Raw genomic sequence first — 15,423 nt, forward strand, 5'->3', positions numbered from 1 at the left:
AAGGTGGACGGCCGCGCCGCAGGACAGCTGTCCTGCGGCGCGGCCGTCCACCTTTTCGCTCCCACCGGTCAACGGCCGCCAGGGCCGCACGGGTTCACGGCCGTCAGGGGCCGGATCCGCCGGCGGCGGGTCAGGAGTTGCCGCGGCCCAGGAAGTGGCCGGCGGTGGTGGCGCTGGTGGAGCGGCGGTCGTGCGAGGCGTCCTCGACGACGTGGATCATGCTGCTGTCCGGGTCCATGCCGCGGTCCTTGGCCCAGCCGCTGACCAGGTGGGTCATCTCGTTGTTGGCGTCCAGGTAGGTGTCGGAGATCTTGGCGTTGGCGATGCTGTTGTTGTGGTCCTTCATCTGGTTGTCCCACTCCCAGGCCCAGGTGTCGACCAGGCGCTGGGCGCTGTCGCCCACCCACGGGATGGGGGTCAGCGGCGCGCCGACGACGTGGTAGGCGACCTTGGCCTTCCAGTCGGCCTGGAGGTTGGCGTCGTCGCGCTGGCCCATCGCGACGTCGGCGCGGATCGCGTCGTAGACGCCCAGGCTCGCGGCGCCCTTGTTCATGACGTCCTGGATGTCGTTCTGCGAGGGGTTGGGCCCCATCGAGGACAGCTCCTGGGCGATCTTGGCGCTCTCGGCCTGGTGCAGGGTGGCGTAGGCGTCGGGGTTGTCGGACAGTCCGCGCATGACGCGCACCAGGCTGTCCTCGCCGACGCCCATGTGGACGGTGCCGCTCGCGTCGGTCCACACCGCGCTGCCGTGGTCCGCGTACTGGGAGTTGCGGCCGTTGAAGATCTCGTGGGTGTCGTTGGTGTAGTCGGCCAGGGCGTTGGCCAGCGGCTGGCGCAGGTTGGCGTTGATCTTGTTGCCGCCCTGGCCCTCGTCCAGGGTGGTGACGGTGTCGTGCATGATCCGGGCCTGGGCCTCGGTGTGGTGGCCGCTGTGCGGGGCGCCGGCCGGCTGGCCGGTGGTGGCGGCTTCCAGGGCGGCGCCCAGGCCGCTCTGGGACAGCGGGTCGGGCGCCTTGACCACGCCGGCGTAGGGGTTGGCGATCCAGCCGTCGGGCCACTTGCGGTCCTTGAGCAGGTAGTGCAGGTGCTGGTTGCCGCCGCCCGAGTTCGGGTCCAGGTAGGCGGTGGCGGCGTCGGGCTCGCGGCCCATGACGGCCAGCACGTTGTCCAGCGGGTCGGCGCCGAGCGCGCCGCCGTTGTGGCCGGCCTTGTAGCTCCACGCGTCGGGGTGCTTCTTCTCCGTCTCGGTGATGTCGTCGGCGAGGTCGCCGAGCATCGGGGCGGAGTACTTGGCGTCGCCCTTGGTCATCAGGGTGGTCAGGACCTGGTAGCCGTACACCGGGTCGGTGTTGGAGCCGTAGTTGTGGTAGCCGACGTCCTTCACGCCCTGGCGCCAGCGGCGGTAGAAGTCGGTGTCGGTGTCCTGGGTGGCGGAGGCCAGGGCGTGGGTGAGGCCGCCCTGCAGGTCGGTGTAGGCGGCCTTCCTGTCGTCACCGGGGCTGCTCAGCTTCTGCGAGAGCTTGATCATGCCGTCCGGGCCGAGCCGGTCGAGCAGGCCCTGGGAGAAGCCTGGGTGGTCGGCCTTGTCCTTCATCAGGTCCTGAAGCTGGGTGAGCTGCTCCGGGGTGAGGTCGTCCAGGTGGGTGGCCAGGTCGGCGGCGCGCTGGGCGTCCCCGGCGTCGCCCCCGCCCACCGCCTTGCCGTTGAACGTGGTGTCCAGCGGGTTGCCGGCCTTGGAGGCGCCGCGCAGGGCGGCGGCGATGCGCTGGTCGGCGCGGGTGGCGGCCTGCACGCCGGCCGTGATGGCCTTGGTCCACTTGTCGGCCGCGTCCTGGTAGGACTGGCGGGCCTCGGGGTCGTGGTGCAGCGCCTGGCGGGTCGCGGGGTCGAGCGTGGTCTCGTCGAACACGGCGGTGCCGGTGCCGGTGACCTTGAAGCCGTCCTTGACGGCGCCGTCCGCGGCGTCGCGGGTCTGCTTCTGGGCGGCGGCGAAGTCGGTGTGCGCCTCGTCGAGCAGCGAGGCCATCGCGTTGGCCTCGGTCTGGGCGTCGACGATCTGGCCCTTGGTCGCCAGCAGCGCCGTGTTGGCCAGGTTCGCCGTGTCGCCGGTCCACCACGGGCCGCCGCCGGCCAGGGCGTTGCCGGTGCCCAGGCCCCCGGTGCCGCCCGTGAACAGGCCGCCTCCGCCGATCCCGGTGCCGGTGCCGCTCCCGCCCAGGACGTCCTGCTCCATGGTGGTCTGCATGGTGTGGAAGCGCGCGGCCATCGCGCGCCACTGGGTGGCGGCGGCGCTCAGCGCGTCGGTGTTGGCGTTGAGTACGTCTTCGTATCCGAGCATCGTTACGGCACCTGGAGGGACTGGGCGATGGACTGGTTGGTGGCGCGGTAGTTGGCGCCGGTGCTCTGCATCGCGGCGGCATTGGCGTTCAGCCGGCCGGTCAGCGCCTGGACCTGCTGGTGCCACTCGTCCAGCGAGTCCTTCAACGCCCCGGCGCTGTCCCAGCCCTTGAGGCCGGCGACGGCCGTCCCGGTCGCGTCGTCGGCGACCTGGCCCGCGCCCGGGCAGTCGTGGGCCAGGTTGCTCAGCGTGGCGTGCGCCTTGTCCAGCGCACCGTGGTTGACCCCGAACCCGCCTGGTGCTGGTGTGCTCATCCGTTGATCCCCCATGTGTGGTGACCCGATGGTGTGGCCACCGGGCGCCGATGATCGTAGATCCACCGGGGCCGGATTGGGCACGGAATTGATCAGGGGTTCGTCACCGTTTCGTCACCGCCCGGCGGCACCGGCGACGTTCGAGGCGGCGCGGCCGCCGTTCGACCCGGCACGCGGGCCGTTCGCGGCGGCGCGGAGGCCGTTCGAGGGGCGAGGGCCGCGCGGGCGCCCTCTCCGGGAGGACGTCGTCGAGGAGGGGTCCACGATCACGAACGGCCCCTCCGAGCGCTGGATCGTCCCGACGCCTGCCCGGCGTGACGCTCCGTGACGCGACGCCCGTGCCAAGGGCCCCGCACTCCTGGGGAAGGGGGTGCGGGGCCCTGGTGCCGGGTGCGGTCAGGCCAGCAGGTCGCACTGGAGGGTGACGACCTGACGGAACGCCGTGGCGGGCACCCCGCGGGGGTTGGTCATCGTGATCACGGCCACCACGTCGGAGGCCGACACGAACGCCACCCGCGTGGTCGGCACGCCCTTGCCCGCGCTCTCCCGGGAGTCCTTGCGGGTCACCTCGATGCCCTCGACGCTGTCCCAGCCGTCGTCGGAGGCGATCTTCGCGTCGGGGGCGGCCTTGAGCTGCAGGTCCGTACGCCCGCGGAAGTAGGTCTCCCGGGCCTCGTTCGGGGAGCCGAAGCGCAGCAGCCGGATCCGGGTCAGGGTGCCGTCGGAGGCCGTCCACTCCCGGGCGGTGGCCGCGCGGCACACGTTCTGCAGCAGCAGGCCGTGCAGGCGGGCCGGGTTCTGCAGCTCGGAGCCCATCGCCTCGCAGGGCACCCAGTCGGCCAGCACCGTCCCGCCGGGGGCGGCGGAGGCTGACGGCGCGGCGGAGGCAGAGGCGCTCGGGCTCGCCGAGGGGGTGTCCGAGGGCGCGGCCGTCGCCGAGGCCGCGGCGGCGGCGGTGGGCGCGGTGGGCGCCGGGAAGACCGGTGGGTTCACCGAGCCGCCGGCCTCCTTGGGGGCGGGCAGCAGCAGGTAGCGCAGGTCCGCCTGGTGCAGGCCCCTGCTCTTGTCCTTCAGGTCCGGCGCGGCCTTGCCCGAGGGCAGCGGAGGCAGCGTCAGGGGCGGGAAGGTGTAGCGGCCGTCGTTGGCGGTGGCCAGGCCGGGGATGTCGGTGCGCTCGGGCGCGGTGACGGCCAGCGCGGTGCCGGTGCCCGCGAGCGCGAACACCAGGACGGCGCAGCTCCAGCGCACCGCGGCCTTGCGGCGCCGGGTGCGGCGGGCGGCCAGCTCCTGCGGGCTCTCCGACGGCGCGGGGGCCTGGAAGGCGTCGGGCTGCGGGTCGTCGATCGTGATGGCGGCCCAGGGGCTGGCGTCGGGCCCCGGGGTCACAGGGGTGACGGCCTGGTCGTGGGGCTCCGGCGTGGTGGCGTGGTCGGTCATACGGACGCTCCCGGGGTGGCGAGGCGGTCGAGCTGCATGGTGAAGAGGCCGACGATCCTGTCCTTGGGCAGCGGTGCCACGCCCTCGACGCTCATGACCACCAGCAGGTCTCCCTCGGCGGCCGAGCATTCCAGGTAGTCGATCGGCGCGGACGGCGGCGCGGGCATCAGGTAGCAGTGCGCCTCGGGGTGGCCGGGGATCTGCGGGCCGGAGCGGAAGATGCCGGTGTCGCCGGTGAACACCGCGGTGTACTCGTTGATCCGCTGCACCTCCTGCTGGTTGAACTGGCGCAGCCGCAGTCCGACCACCAGGTTGTTGCCGTCGTTGCGGTAGGTCCGCACGCCGGTGCCCTTGACGTGCAGCCCCTCCCAGTAGGAGCGCAGCTTGTCGCGCTTGTCCTTGGGGATCTGCTGGAGCTCGGCGTCCAGTTCGTCCGAGATCTGCCCGGCGCCGATCTCGGTGTCGTTGCCGTAACCGCCCTCGTCGGGGCCGAGTTCGAAGCCGGCCGGGACGGGCAGCAGCAGGTCGCGCAGCGAGCCGAAGTGGCTGCCGTTGGACTTGGCGCCGTACGGCGTGGGGGTGGCCGCCGGCGCGGGGGCGCCGGTGGGGCCGGCGGCGGTGGCCGGGGCGGGGTCGTCGTAGCGGGTCTTGATGATGCCGACACCGATGACCACGCCCACCAGCGCGGCGGCCACCGTCGCGGCGCCCGCGCGCAGCAGGCGGCGGGAGGCGGGGCGGGGCACGGCGGGCGACTGCTCGGGGGCGGACCCGGCTGCGGGCGCGGCGGGTTCGGGCGTGGCGGGTTCGGGCGTGGCGGGTTCGGGGGCGGCGGGTTCGGGGGCGGCGGGTTCGGGGGCCGGCGTCGCGGTCACGGAGTCGTCGTCGGTCATGCCAGTCGCTCCCACTGCTGCTTGGCCAGGGCCTTGAGGTCCGTGCCGTCCACCGGCTTCGGGCTGAAGATCTCCACCTTCATCTGCACCGTGCCGCGCTGGGCCTGGGCCTGCCCGTAGTAGTACTGGTCCTCGGTGTCGGACCACTTCCTGGGCGTGAAGTCCACGCTGTAGCCGCCGTTGGCGTCGCCTGCGAAGGGCATCCAGAAGCCGGAGGCGGCCTCGGCCTCGTCGATGTGCTCGGGGGTGTACTGGGTGAGCGAGACGCGGTAGCGGGTGTCGCCCTTCATCCAGTCCACCTCGGCGGCGCGCCGGAAGCCGGAGGAGGCGAGATCCTTGAAGACCAGGGCGGCGTCGCTCTTGCGCTCGGCGAGTTCACCGATCGACATCCAGCCCGGCTTGTTCGGGTAGTCGCCCCAGGCGGTGCTGCCGTCGGGGGCGCTGACCAGCAGCTTGAGCAGGTCGCCCTCGATGGCCGGCGGCGCGGGCTGCACGGCGGCCAGGGCGGCCGGGTCGACCACCTCGGCCGGGTAGGCGGGCAGGGCCACCTGCAGCGGCGGCAGGGGTGTGGGCGGGCGCTGTGCCTGGACCGCGTAGCCGACGCCGCCGCCGGCCAGGGCGCCGGCGACCAGCGCGCAGACGGACAGCAGCACCGGGCGGGGGCGGCGCGGGGCGCGCGGCGCGGACTCGGGGCCGGCGGACAGGAGGTCGGCACCGTAGGGGTCCTGGTGCGGCGTCTGACCGGCGGACGGGGACGACTCGGTGGACGGCTCGGTGGACGGCTCGTCGGAGCCGGACGGGACGGGCGGCACCGGCGAGACGGGCGGCACCGGCGGCACGGGAGGCACCGGCGGCACGGGAGGCGCCGGGGGGACGGGTGGCAGCGGCGGTTCGGCTGCTGCCGACCGCTCGGCCGACGCGGACGGCGGCTGCTCGGGTTCGGTGGTCACGGAAGTGGCTCCAGACAGGAGGAGGGGAGGACGACGTCGTGGGGCGGGCGCGGGCTCAGCCGCCGGAGGCGAGCCACTCGCGCTGGCGCTTCATCAGGTCGTTGAGCAGCGCCTTGTCCGGCGTGCCCTTGACGTCGACGTCGATGGTGTACTGGACGTCGCCCTGGCTGGAGACGCCGGTCATCGAGCCGGTGTACGCCTCGTGCTTGGGTGTGCGGCGGAAGCCGTGGGCGTTGGGGTCGCCGTCGATGTCGATCGGCTCCTGTGACTTGATGGTGTAGCCCTGGACGAACCTGCTCGCCGTGTCGGCGGAGCCGAAGTGCAGCAGGGTGACGGTCACTTGGGCCTTGCCGTCGGCCGTGCGGTAGGTGCGGGTCGCCCCGTCCCGGTAGCCGAGCCGGTTGAGGATGGTGTCGATGTCGTCCTGCTTGCCGAAGATCTCGGAGACGTCGTCGCGGGTCATCGGCATCCCGTCCGCGGGCCCGTAGGACTCGCCGCCGGCGGGGATCGGGAGCAGGAAGTAGCGCAGGTCGCCCTCGTGCTTGCCGTTGCTGACCGTGCCCTTGACGGTGCTGGCCGGGGCGGGCTCGCTCGGCACGACGGTCGGCACCGGGACGGCGGAGGGCGTCGCGCTCGCGCCGGCGCTCGGCGAGGCGGTGGCGGCCGCGGTGGTGCGGGGTGCGGGCGCGGCGGCCGGGCGGCTGTCGGGCTTTCCGACCGCGACGGTCACCGCGGCGCTGACCGCCGTGACGGCGAGCAGCCCGGCGGTGGCCAGCGCGACGCCGACGGCGCGCGGCAGCCGGCGCGGGGCCGGGGCCTGGTCAACCGCGGGCGCGGGTGCGGGCAGGGGCACGCCAGCCGCTTCCGGCGCGGCTGCGGGCTCGGGTACGACGGCGGGTGCGGCCGGCGGTACGGCGGCCGGTTCCGTCACCGCGGCAGCCGGCTCCGGCGGCGGATCGGTGAAGGCGGCGCTCTCGTTCTCGGGCGCGGACAAAGGACTCCCCCCAAAGGGAAACGTGGGATTTCGCACGCGGGCCACCGTCGGATTCCGCTCCCCCAAGCGGCTGTCCGGACCGTCCGTCACGTGTCTCAGCAGGCATTATGAGAGTCCGGTGACATTCACGCCAACAAAATCAATCACCGCACTCCCGCCCATTGCTTGATGAATTGGACACTCTGTGATCCAACCGCAACACCGCCCCGGCAGCGGCGCTGCGGTGGCCGGGTGACGGGCAGTCGGGACACCGTGCTGGTGGTCGTGCGGGGGCCGAGCGGGGCGGGCAAGTCCAGCGTCGCCGCCGCACTGCGGGCCGCGTACGGGCGGGGTCGAGCGGGTCGTCCCGCAGACCAGCGCGCTGGACGGGACGCCGGCGCGGATCCTCGCCGACACCGCACTGACCCCGCCCGGGTGGGTGCCGCGCCCCTGACGGGGTGTCGTACGGGCGCGGTTTCGGGTCCGGCTTGAGTTGGAGCGCACTCCAAGTCCTACGGTTCCTTCCGTGGTCACCGCCGGTCGGCGGGGACCACGGCACGAGAACGGTACGAGGAGAGGACAGGCGCCATGGGTGTTTCGGAGCAGCACGAGGCCGGGCAGCGGCAGGAGCGTTTCGACCGGGGCATGGAGATGCTCACCCGGGTCGACGGCGAGGGCGGGCAGCGGGTGATCGACGCGCTGGCCGACATCAACCCCGAGCTGGGCCACCAGGTCGTCGCCTGGGGCTTCGGCGAGATCTACAGCCGCCCCGAACTCGTACCGCGAGACCGCCAGTTGGTGACCCTGGGGATGCTCACCGCGCTGGGCGGCTGCGAGCCGCAGCTGGAGGTGCACATCAACGCCGCCCTGAACGTCGGCCTCACCCCCACCGAGATCACCGAGGCCCTGCTGCACTCCGCCGTCTACTGCGGGTTCCCCAAGGCGCTGAACGCCACCTTCGTCGCCAAGAAGGTCTTCGGCGAGCGCGGCCTGCTCCCGGTCGCGGCGAACTGACGCCGCGCCGGGAGCGGGTGCCCGGCCAGCCGGGCTCAGAACTTCGACTCGTAGGCGAAGGCGGCCTTGGTGACGGCGTCCTGCAACGGGGTCAGGCGGTCGACGAGCTGCTGGCGGTCGGTGGAGCGGCCGTCCGCCCACTGGCCGAGGGCGGCGACCATGCCGCGGCCGCCGCTGCCGAAGGCCTGGACCATGCTGCTGTCCGGCGGGAGGGTGCGCAGCCCGGAGGCGGGCGGCGGGGCCTGGGCGGCGACCTCGAAGTCCTCGAAGTCCCTGGAGAGTTGGGTGACCAGGTCGAAGGCGTCCAGCGGGTCCCTCATGGTGAACAGCGCCAGGTTGAACTGGTCGTCCTGGGCGTCCCGGTAGAGGGCGACCTGCTCGCCCAGGCAGCCCTTGCCCGCCTTGATCATGGCGATCAGGGCGGGGGCGACCGAGTCCCGTTCGGTGCACGAGGGCAGGACGGCGGAGGCGACCCTGGTGTAGACGGCGCCGGAGGCCGTCTTCACCTCGGCGGGGAAGGCCTGGTCCAGCGGTATCGGCGGGTGCTCCGCGGCGGTGGAGGCCGGGGTGCTTGCGGCGGCGGCCGTCGGGGTGAGGGCGGCGATGGGGGCCGCGGCGGCCGGGGCGGGCGGGGCGGAGGTGTCCGCGGAGGGCTGCAGGAGTTCGACACCGAGCAGCGTCAGGGCGGCGGCGGCGAGGGCCATGGCCGCGTTGCGCGGCCAGACCCGCTTGGGCTGCGGTTCGGCGGCCCGGCGCTCTGCTTCCTCCTGCGCGGCCACGGCCTGTACGAACTCGTTCCACTGCTCGTCTTCGGACCTGTCCCGGCTCCGGCCCGGGTCGTCGTTTCGCATACCGACGTACGGTAGTGATCACGACTGACACCTTTCGCCACGGGATGGTCACGTCTTGATCAACTCCTGCCGTCGGGACCCAGCCCACTGCGTCGGAAGTGGTGCGAGGATGGGCGCGGGCAGCTGCCGGAGTGGGTGGCCCGGGCCGAGGACGAAAACCCTGTGCGGCACGGGAGTTGAGGCAGACCAGCCTTACGCCCGGGGTGTCGGCGAAGGCGGGTCGGTGGTGCCGAAGGTGCGGCGGTAGGCGCCGGGGGTGGTGCCGAGGGCGGTGCGGAAGCGGCGGCGCAGGTTGACGGCGGAGGCCAGGCCCACCCGGGCGGCGACGGCCTCCACCGGCAGGTCGGTCTGCTCCAGCAGGGCCCGGGCGGCGTCGATGCGCCGGGCCAGCAGCCACTGGCCGGGGCTGGTGCCCAGCTGCTCGGTGAAGCGCCGGGCCAGGGTGCGCCCGGACAGTCCGGCGCGGGCGGCCAGGCCGTCCAGGGTCAGCCGCTCCCCCAGTCGCTCCTGGGCCCACTCCAGCAGCGGGGCCAGCGACTCGTCCGCGCGGGCGGGCACCGGGGCGGCGGCGTACTGCAGCTGGCTGCCCTCGCGGTGCGGGGGCAGCACCATGTGCCGGGCGACCTGGGCGGCGTAGGCGGCGCCGTGGTCGCGGCGCAGCAGGTGCAGGCACAGGTCGATGCCCGCTCCGGAGCCGGCGCTGGTGGCGACGTCGCCGTGGTCGACGTAGAGCACGTCCTGGTCGACCTCCAACGCCGGGTGCTGGGTGGCGAGTTGGGCGGTGCGGGCCCAGTGGGTGGTGGCGCGGCGCCCGTCGAGCAGTCCGGCCTGGGCCAGGACGAAGGCGCCGGTGCAGATGGAGACGATCCGGGCGCCGCGGGCGTGGGCGGTGCGCAGCGCGTCCAGGACGGCGGCCGGCGCGGGCGAGCCGGGCGGCTGCCAGCCGGGGACGACGACGGTGTCGGCCCGCTCCAGCGCCTCCAGGCCGTCCTCGACCAGCAGCGGGACGCCGAGGGTGGTGGGCAGCGGGCCGGGGGCCTCGGTGCACAGGGCGAAGTCGTAGTAGGTGGGCAGTCCGGCGCGTTCGGTGCCGAAGGCCTCGGCGGCGCAGGCGAGTTCGAACGGTGCCTGGGGTGCGCCGAGCAGGGCCACCACCCGGTGGCGGGGTGCTTTCGCGGCAGGGGCGTTCATGGCAGGAATGTACCTGAGGATGTCTTTCGGGACACTGGGGCGGGCGGGGGGCGGGCGGCCACAGTGGGGGCATGGACGAGAACGACGCACTGAAGACGACCCTGCTGGCCGACGACGTGGAGCCGGTGGAGGTCGGACCGGGGATCCTGCGGCGCCGGCTGACCGCCACCGGGTACGCCCGCGCCTGGCTGATCGACTTCGCGCCGGGCAGCCGGTGGCCGGAGGTGGACGTGCACGACACCGAGGAGCGGTACTACGTGCTCAGCGGTGAGGTGATCGAGGGTGAGGAGCGCCACCCGGCGGGCAGTTACGTGGTGTTCGCGCCGGGCAGCCGGCACCGGCCGCGCACCGAGACCGGCGCGCGGATCCTGGGGATCACCCTGTCCACCGTCTGACGGCGGGGGCGGGTGCCCGGCCGGTCGTGACGATGTCGCGGGCTTGTCACCGTTGTGGGGCAGGCGTGGCCACGGGGGTCGGGCGGCCCGGGGACCGGGTACCGGGACGGGTGGCGGGACCGCGGCATCGGGGGCCGCGGCATCGGGGGGCAGGGCCGATGGGGACGGGAGCGGTCCGGGCGGGAGCGGCCGGGGACCGGCTGGTGCGGGGCTGCGTGGCGGTGGCCGTGGCGGCGGTGGTGACGCTGGCGCTCGCGGGCTCGGCGGCGGTGTGGCGGTGGTCGCAGGACGATCCGGTGGGCGGGTGGCTGTGGTGGCTGTGCGCCGGCGCGGCGGCGGTGGCCCTGGCGGCCTCCGCCGTGCGGCGCGGGCGCGATCCGCGGGCGCCGGTCGGGATGGGCACGCGGGCGGTGGGGGCGCTGCTGCTGACGCTGGTCGCGGTGTTCCTGGCCGCGCAGGTCGCCGGCACCGTACGGGAGCGGCTGAGCCACCCGCGCAGTACGGCGGCCCGGGTGACGGGCTGCCGGGTGAGCGGCCAGGAGCCGGGCGGGGAGGGCGGCGGCCTGGGGGCGAAGACCTACGCCTGCACCTTCCGCTGGAGCGTCGACGGGCGGGAGTTCGGCGCGGAGCGGCCGGAGGGGCCCTACCCGCAGGGCAAGGAGGTCACCGTGTGGCTGGACGGGCGGGGGCGGATGAGCACCGGGCGGCCGAGCTGGCTGTCGGTGCCGCTGTTCGCCGCCCCCGTCCCGTTCGCCCTGTACGGCGCGGTGTTCCTGGGCCGCTGGGCGGCCCAGGACACGGCGGGGTGGTGGCGCCGGGCGGCGCGGCAGTGAACCGGCCGCCGGGTGCGCCCCGGTGGCGGGCCGTCGCCGCCGGGCGGCGGCTCGGCTACGCCGACGTCCCGAGGAGGGCGAGCACCTCGCGCACCGCCACCTGCCCGGCCCTGCGGTAGGCGTACTCGCTGGTGTCGACCTCGTGCACCACAGTGCGGTGCACCACCAGCGCCAACGCCACTGCGGTGCCCGGCAGTTGCTCGGCCAGCTCGGCGCGCACGCCCTGCGCCAGGGCCGCGTGGTAGCGGTCGAGGTCCTCCTGCGGCACCGGGCCGCCGTACACGGTGGCGTCGGCGGCGACCTCCAGGTGCACGCCCTCCTCCCACGGCTCGAAGTCGACCAGGGCGTCCGCCACCGAGCTCGGGCAGCCGCTCTGCCGCACGAAGCGGGCCCGCACGCCGCGTACCGGTCGGGGCGGGAAGGCCTCCGGTCCGGCGGTCGCGGCGGTCGCGGCGGTCATCAGGAGTGGGTGATCTCGACCTTGGTGACCACCACGTCCTCGACCGGGCGCTCGCCCTCGGTCGGGGCGGCGGCGATCGCGTCCACCACGGCCTTGGAGGCGGCGTCGGCGACCTGGCCGAAGATGGTGTGGCGGCGGTTGAGGTGGGCGGGGGTGCCCACCGTGATGAAGAACTGCGAACCGTTGGTGCCCGGGCCGGAGTTGGCCATGGCCAGCAGGTACGGCTTGTTGAAGAACAGCTCCGGGTGGAACTCGTCCGCGAAGGCGTAGCCCGGCCCGCCCGTGCCGGTGCCGGTCGGGTCGCCGCCCTGGATCATGAAGCCCTTGACCACCCGGTGGAACGTCGTCCCGTCGTAGTACGGGCCGCTGCCCGGCCCACCGGTGCGCGGGTCGGTGTACTCCCGCTCTCCCTCGGCGAGTTCGACGAAGTTGCGGACCGTCTTCGGCGCGTGGAACGGGAACAGTTCCAGCCGGATCGGGCCCGCGGTGGTGTGCAGGGTGGCGAACCGGGCGTTGGCCACGGGTGTCTCCTTCTTCGTCGGTCCTGTGCGGTACTCGGACGGAAATCCTGGCACATGACAGGATTCGTGGCCGAACCGGTGGGGGAGAAGAGGGGTCCGTGATGGTCGGAGCGGTGCTGGTCGGAGTGCTGGTGCTGGTGCTCACCGGGTGCGGGTGCGTGGTGTGGGCCGAGCGCGGCGGTCCGCGCTGGACGCGCGCGGTCGCGGCGCTGACGCTGGCCGCGGGCGACCTGCTGCGCGGCGCGCAGCAGCGCCGGCGGCGGCGGGAACGGCGGGAGCGGTGGCTCCTGGGCAAGGGCGGCGGCGGCGGGGACGGCGGGGAGTGAGCGTTGATGGTTGAGCGGGACGAGCGGGACGGGCAGTACGAGCGGGACGGGCGGGACGGGCAGCGGCTGCGCCGCGTCTTCGAGGCGGTGCTGGCCGAGGCCCTGGCCGGGCGCGGGGTGGCGACCTGCCTGGGCCTGGACCAGGAGACCGAGGAAGCGCTGTGGGCGGTGTACGACGCCGCAACCGGGTACCGCGCCGGTCCGGAAACGGCCGAGGAACTGGTGGCGGCCGCCCGGCAGGCCTTCGAGGGGCAACTGGACGGCTCCAACGCGGCGCGCTGGCGCGCGCAGCTCGCGCGGAAGTTCGCCGAACGCGGGCGCTGAGCACGGGTTGCTGAGCGCGGGTTGCTGAGCGCGGGCGTCCCCGGCCGCCGCGGGGTGCGCGGCGGCCGGGGACGCGAGCGGGTGTCAGCTCTCGGTGGAGCGGCGGCGGCGCGAGACCGCGACCAGCGCCGCACCCGCGGCCAGGGCGGCGGCGGCACCGCCGGCCTCCCAGCCGAGGCCCTCGGTGCCGGTGGCGGCGAGCGAGCCGGTGCCGGCGGCAGCGGTGGTGCCGCTGCCCGTGGTGGCGCCGGTGGTGGCGGCGGTGTCGGCGGCCGTGGTCAGGCCCGCCTGCTGGACGGCCTGCGGCCGCTGGGCACCCTGGCCCTGCTGCCCGGCGCCCTGGTCGGCGGGCTTGTCCGCCGGCTTGTTCGCGGCGGCCTCGTCCGCGGCGCGGGCCGTGGCCCAGCCCTCGGCGAGGAACGCGGCGATGCCGGCGTCGCCGCCCTCGAACGCCTTGGCGGCGGCGGCGCGCACCGCCGGGCCGCCGGTCTCCATGAGCTGGGAGACCTTGATGCGGTTGTCCGTGGCGCGCAGCTTGGGCAGGTCGCGCAGGAACTGGGCGACGTCGGCCGGGGTGCCGGCGAGCGCCTTCTTGGCGGCCTCGACGGTGTGCGGGCCGGTGTTCTTGTCGGCCAGCGAGGCGACCACCGCGACGCGGTTGTCCGAGGCCTCGGCGGCGGGCCAGCCCTCGGCGAGCCACTTGGCGACGTCCGCGTCGCTGCCGTCCAGCGCCTTGTTCGCGCCCTCGCGCGCCTCGCGGCCGCCGGTGGCCAGGATCTGCGAGACCTTGACCCGGTTGTCGTCGGCGCGGTTCTTGGCCAGCTCGACCGTCAGGAAGTGCCGCAGCTCGGCCGCACCGCCCCTGAGCGCCTTCTGGGCCGCCTCGCGCACCCCGCGGCCGGTGTTCGGGTCGGCCAGGATCTTCTGGATCTCGGCCCGGTCGGCGTCCTCGGCCTGGGCGGCGGGCAGATCCTGCGCGAAGAACCTCAGGACCGCCGCGTCGCCGCCGTCCAGCGCCTTGCTGGCCGCCGCGCGCACGGCCGGGCCGCCGCCGTCCATGGTCTGGGTGAGCTTCACCCGCAGGTCGTCCATGCGGTTCCTGGGCAGCTCGACCGTCAGGAAGTGCCGCAGCTCGGCCGCACCGCCCCTGAGCGCCTTCTCGGCTGCCTCGCGCACCCCGCGGCCGGTGTCCTTGTCGGCCAGGATCTTCTGGATCTCGGCGCGGTCGCGCTGCTCCTGCCCCTCGGGGGCCTTGGGGCCGCTGCTGTTGCCCGGGCCGCCGTTGACGCCGTCGTCGCCGGGGGTGACGTCCGGGGCGGAACCCGAGGCGGTGTCAGGACCGGAGACCCCGGTCGGCTGGGGGGCGTCGGCGGCGGAGGCCGAGGCGGGGAACAGAACGGCGGGGGCCAGGACGGCGGCGGCGACGACGGTGGACACCCGGGGCAGCTTCATGCAGTGAAACCCGTCTTTTCCTGTGAAGGGATCATGAACGCCCCACAGCATAGATCCTCTTTTACGCTTGCCATACCAGATATTTGCCACCTTCCCCGGCCCCTCCCCGGCCCCTCCCCGGGCCGTGCCGACGGCGTGTCACACCTGTCGGCGGCACCCCCTACGGTGGGGCGGGTGAGCTTTCATCTCGTCGTCGGACACGGGCCCGCCGGGGCCGCCACCGCCCGTCTGCTGGCCGGACAGGGCCACCGGGTCCGGGTCGTCACCCGCAGCGGGCGCGGCGGCGAAGCGGCCGTCGAAGGCGTCGAGCACCTCGCCCTGGACGCGACCGACCCCTCCCGCCTGGCCCGGGCCGCCCGCGGCGCCGACGCGATCCACGGCTGCGCCGCGCCGCCGCTGCACCAGTGGGCCACGCGGTGGCCCGCCCTCGCCTCCGCGCTGTGCGCGGCCGCCGAGGACAGCGGCGCCGTGCTGGTCATGCTCGGCAACCTGTACGGCTACGGCCCGGTCGAGGGGCCGATGACCGAAGGCCTGCCGCTCGCCGCGACCGGCCCCAAGGGCCGCGTGCGGGCGGCGGCCTGGGAGCAGGCGCGGGCCCTGCACGAGGCCGGGCGCATCCGCGCCGTGGAGGTGCGGGCTTCGGACTTCTTCGGCCCCGGTGTCACCGACGGCGGCCACCTGGCCTCCCGCGCGATGCCCGCGCTGCTCAAGGGCCGTCCGGTCTCCGTCCTCGGCGACCCGGACGCCCCGCACAGCTGGACCTACCTGCCCGACGTGGCCCGCGCGATGGCCGAACTCGCCACCGGGGAAAGGGCCTGGGGCCGCCCCTGGCACGTCCCCACCGCCCCCGCCCTGCCCGTGCGCACCATGGTCGAACGCCTCGCCGCCGAGGCCGGCACCGCCCCCGTCCCGGTGCGGCGTCTGTCCCCCGCTGTCCTCGCCGTGGCCGGCCTCTTCTCCCCCCTGCTGCGCGAACTGCGTGAGACCCGCTACCAGTTCGACCGCCCCTTCGTCATGGACTCCTCCGCCTGCGAGGGCGCCTTCACCCTCCGCGCGACCCCGCTGGAGCAGCAGCTCACGGCGACGGTCGACTGGTGGCGCGAGCGGCTGCGGACGGCCTGAGCGGCGAAGGCCGGGGCGAGCTGACGGGCCGA

Annotated in this window: 17 protein-coding genes; 6 read left to right on the forward strand and 11 right to left on the reverse strand. The window is 74.5% G+C overall.

What is annotated here, in order from left to right:
• Window positions 1-130: 130 nt before the first annotated feature.
• From ACFV1W_RS32865 to ACFV1W_RS32890, 6 genes are all read right to left on the reverse strand, one after another.
• Window positions 131-2,338 (reverse strand): hypothetical protein, encoded by a 2,208-nt coding sequence (locus tag ACFV1W_RS32865; RefSeq protein WP_380420910.1) that lies wholly within the window; start codon window positions 2,336-2,338, stop codon window positions 131-133.
• Between the two features lie 2 nt (window positions 2,339-2,340).
• On the reverse strand, window positions 2,341-2,652 hold the full coding sequence (locus ACFV1W_RS32870) for a hypothetical protein (RefSeq protein ID WP_380420911.1): 312 nt from the start codon (window positions 2,650-2,652) through the stop codon (window positions 2,341-2,343).
• Window positions 2,653-3,048: 396 nt separating this feature from the next.
• Window positions 3,049-4,089: a hypothetical protein gene (locus ACFV1W_RS32875; RefSeq protein WP_380420912.1), complete on the reverse strand. Its 1,041-nt coding sequence runs from the start codon at window positions 4,087-4,089 to the stop codon at window positions 3,049-3,051.
• A complete protein-coding gene (locus ACFV1W_RS32880) occupies window positions 4,086-4,979 on the reverse strand; it encodes a hypothetical protein (RefSeq protein WP_380420913.1) in 894 nt (297 codons plus the stop codon). The genes ACFV1W_RS32875 and ACFV1W_RS32880 overlap by 4 nt, the downstream gene beginning before the upstream one ends.
• Window positions 4,976-5,929, reverse strand: a complete 954-nt coding sequence (locus tag ACFV1W_RS32885; RefSeq protein WP_380420914.1) for a hypothetical protein — start codon at window positions 5,927-5,929, stop codon at window positions 4,976-4,978. The genes ACFV1W_RS32880 and ACFV1W_RS32885 overlap by 4 nt, the downstream gene beginning before the upstream one ends.
• Window positions 5,930-5,984: 55 nt before the next feature.
• Window positions 5,985-6,923 (reverse strand): hypothetical protein, encoded by a 939-nt coding sequence (locus ACFV1W_RS32890; RefSeq protein WP_380420915.1) that lies wholly within the window; start codon window positions 6,921-6,923, stop codon window positions 5,985-5,987.
• 567 nt (window positions 6,924-7,490) lie between these two features.
• Here ACFV1W_RS32890 and ACFV1W_RS32895 point away from each other — a divergent pair.
• On the forward strand, window positions 7,491-7,916 hold the full coding sequence (locus ACFV1W_RS32895; RefSeq protein ID WP_380420916.1) for a carboxymuconolactone decarboxylase family protein: 426 nt from the start codon (window positions 7,491-7,493) through the stop codon (window positions 7,914-7,916).
• A gap of 35 nt (window positions 7,917-7,951) precedes the next feature.
• Here ACFV1W_RS32895 and ACFV1W_RS32900 read toward each other — a convergent pair whose 3' ends face one another.
• The gene (locus ACFV1W_RS32900; RefSeq protein WP_380420917.1) at window positions 7,952-8,767 is read right to left on the reverse strand and encodes a hypothetical protein; all 816 of its coding nucleotides are present in this window, start codon (window positions 8,765-8,767) and stop codon (window positions 7,952-7,954) included.
• Between the two features lie 192 nt (window positions 8,768-8,959).
• Window positions 8,960-9,958 carry a helix-turn-helix domain-containing protein gene (locus ACFV1W_RS32905; protein ID WP_380420918.1) on the reverse strand — a complete coding sequence of 333 codons (999 nt, stop codon included), beginning with the start codon at window positions 9,956-9,958 and terminating at the stop codon, window positions 8,960-8,962.
• A 71-nt stretch (window positions 9,959-10,029) separates the two neighbouring features.
• Here ACFV1W_RS32905 and ACFV1W_RS32910 point away from each other — a divergent pair, with 71 nt between their 5' ends.
• Together ACFV1W_RS32910 and ACFV1W_RS32915 are read left to right on the forward strand one after the other, a co-directional pair.
• Window positions 10,030-10,353 carry a cupin domain-containing protein gene (locus ACFV1W_RS32910; protein WP_380420919.1) on the forward strand — a complete coding sequence of 108 codons (324 nt, stop codon included), beginning with the start codon at window positions 10,030-10,032 and terminating at the stop codon, window positions 10,351-10,353.
• Window positions 10,354-10,511: 158 nt separating this feature from the next.
• Complete coding sequence (locus ACFV1W_RS32915) at window positions 10,512-11,186, forward strand: hypothetical protein (RefSeq protein WP_380420920.1); 675 nt, start codon at window positions 10,512-10,514, stop codon at window positions 11,184-11,186.
• Window positions 11,187-11,241: 55 nt separating this feature from the next.
• Here ACFV1W_RS32915 and ACFV1W_RS32920 read toward each other — a convergent pair whose 3' ends face one another.
• Window positions 11,242-11,646 (reverse strand): hypothetical protein, encoded by a 405-nt coding sequence (locus tag ACFV1W_RS32920; RefSeq protein WP_380420921.1) that lies wholly within the window; start codon window positions 11,644-11,646, stop codon window positions 11,242-11,244.
• A complete protein-coding gene (locus tag ACFV1W_RS32925) occupies window positions 11,646-12,167 on the reverse strand; it encodes a peptidylprolyl isomerase (protein ID WP_380420922.1) in 522 nt (173 codons plus the stop codon). The genes ACFV1W_RS32920 and ACFV1W_RS32925 overlap by 1 nt, the downstream gene beginning before the upstream one ends.
• Window positions 12,168-12,268: 101 nt before the next feature.
• On the opposite strand from ACFV1W_RS32925, the gene ACFV1W_RS32930 reads away from it, so the two are divergent.
• Together ACFV1W_RS32930 and ACFV1W_RS32935 are read left to right on the forward strand one after the other, a co-directional pair.
• The gene (locus ACFV1W_RS32930) at window positions 12,269-12,493 is read left to right on the forward strand and encodes a hypothetical protein (RefSeq protein ID WP_380420944.1); all 225 of its coding nucleotides are present in this window, start codon (window positions 12,269-12,271) and stop codon (window positions 12,491-12,493) included.
• A 6-nt stretch (window positions 12,494-12,499) separates the two neighbouring features.
• Window positions 12,500-12,817: a hypothetical protein gene (locus tag ACFV1W_RS32935; RefSeq protein WP_380420923.1), complete on the forward strand. Its 318-nt coding sequence runs from the start codon at window positions 12,500-12,502 to the stop codon at window positions 12,815-12,817.
• Between the two features lie 84 nt (window positions 12,818-12,901).
• Here the strand turns inward: ACFV1W_RS32935 and ACFV1W_RS32940 are convergent, their stop codons facing one another.
• Window positions 12,902-14,269, reverse strand: a complete 1,368-nt coding sequence (locus ACFV1W_RS32940; RefSeq protein ID WP_380420924.1) for a hypothetical protein — start codon at window positions 14,267-14,269, stop codon at window positions 12,902-12,904.
• A 174-nt stretch (window positions 14,270-14,443) separates the two neighbouring features.
• Between ACFV1W_RS32940 and ACFV1W_RS32945 the strand changes: the two genes are divergently transcribed.
• A complete protein-coding gene (locus tag ACFV1W_RS32945) occupies window positions 14,444-15,391 on the forward strand; it encodes an NAD-dependent epimerase/dehydratase family protein (RefSeq protein WP_380420925.1) in 948 nt (315 codons plus the stop codon).
• The last annotated feature ends 32 nt before the right edge of the window (window positions 15,392-15,423 follow it).

The organism is Kitasatospora sp. NPDC059648 (assembly GCF_042734825.1).
In the GTDB taxonomy this organism is placed as follows: Bacteria; Actinomycetota; Actinomycetes; order Streptomycetales; family Streptomycetaceae; genus Kitasatospora.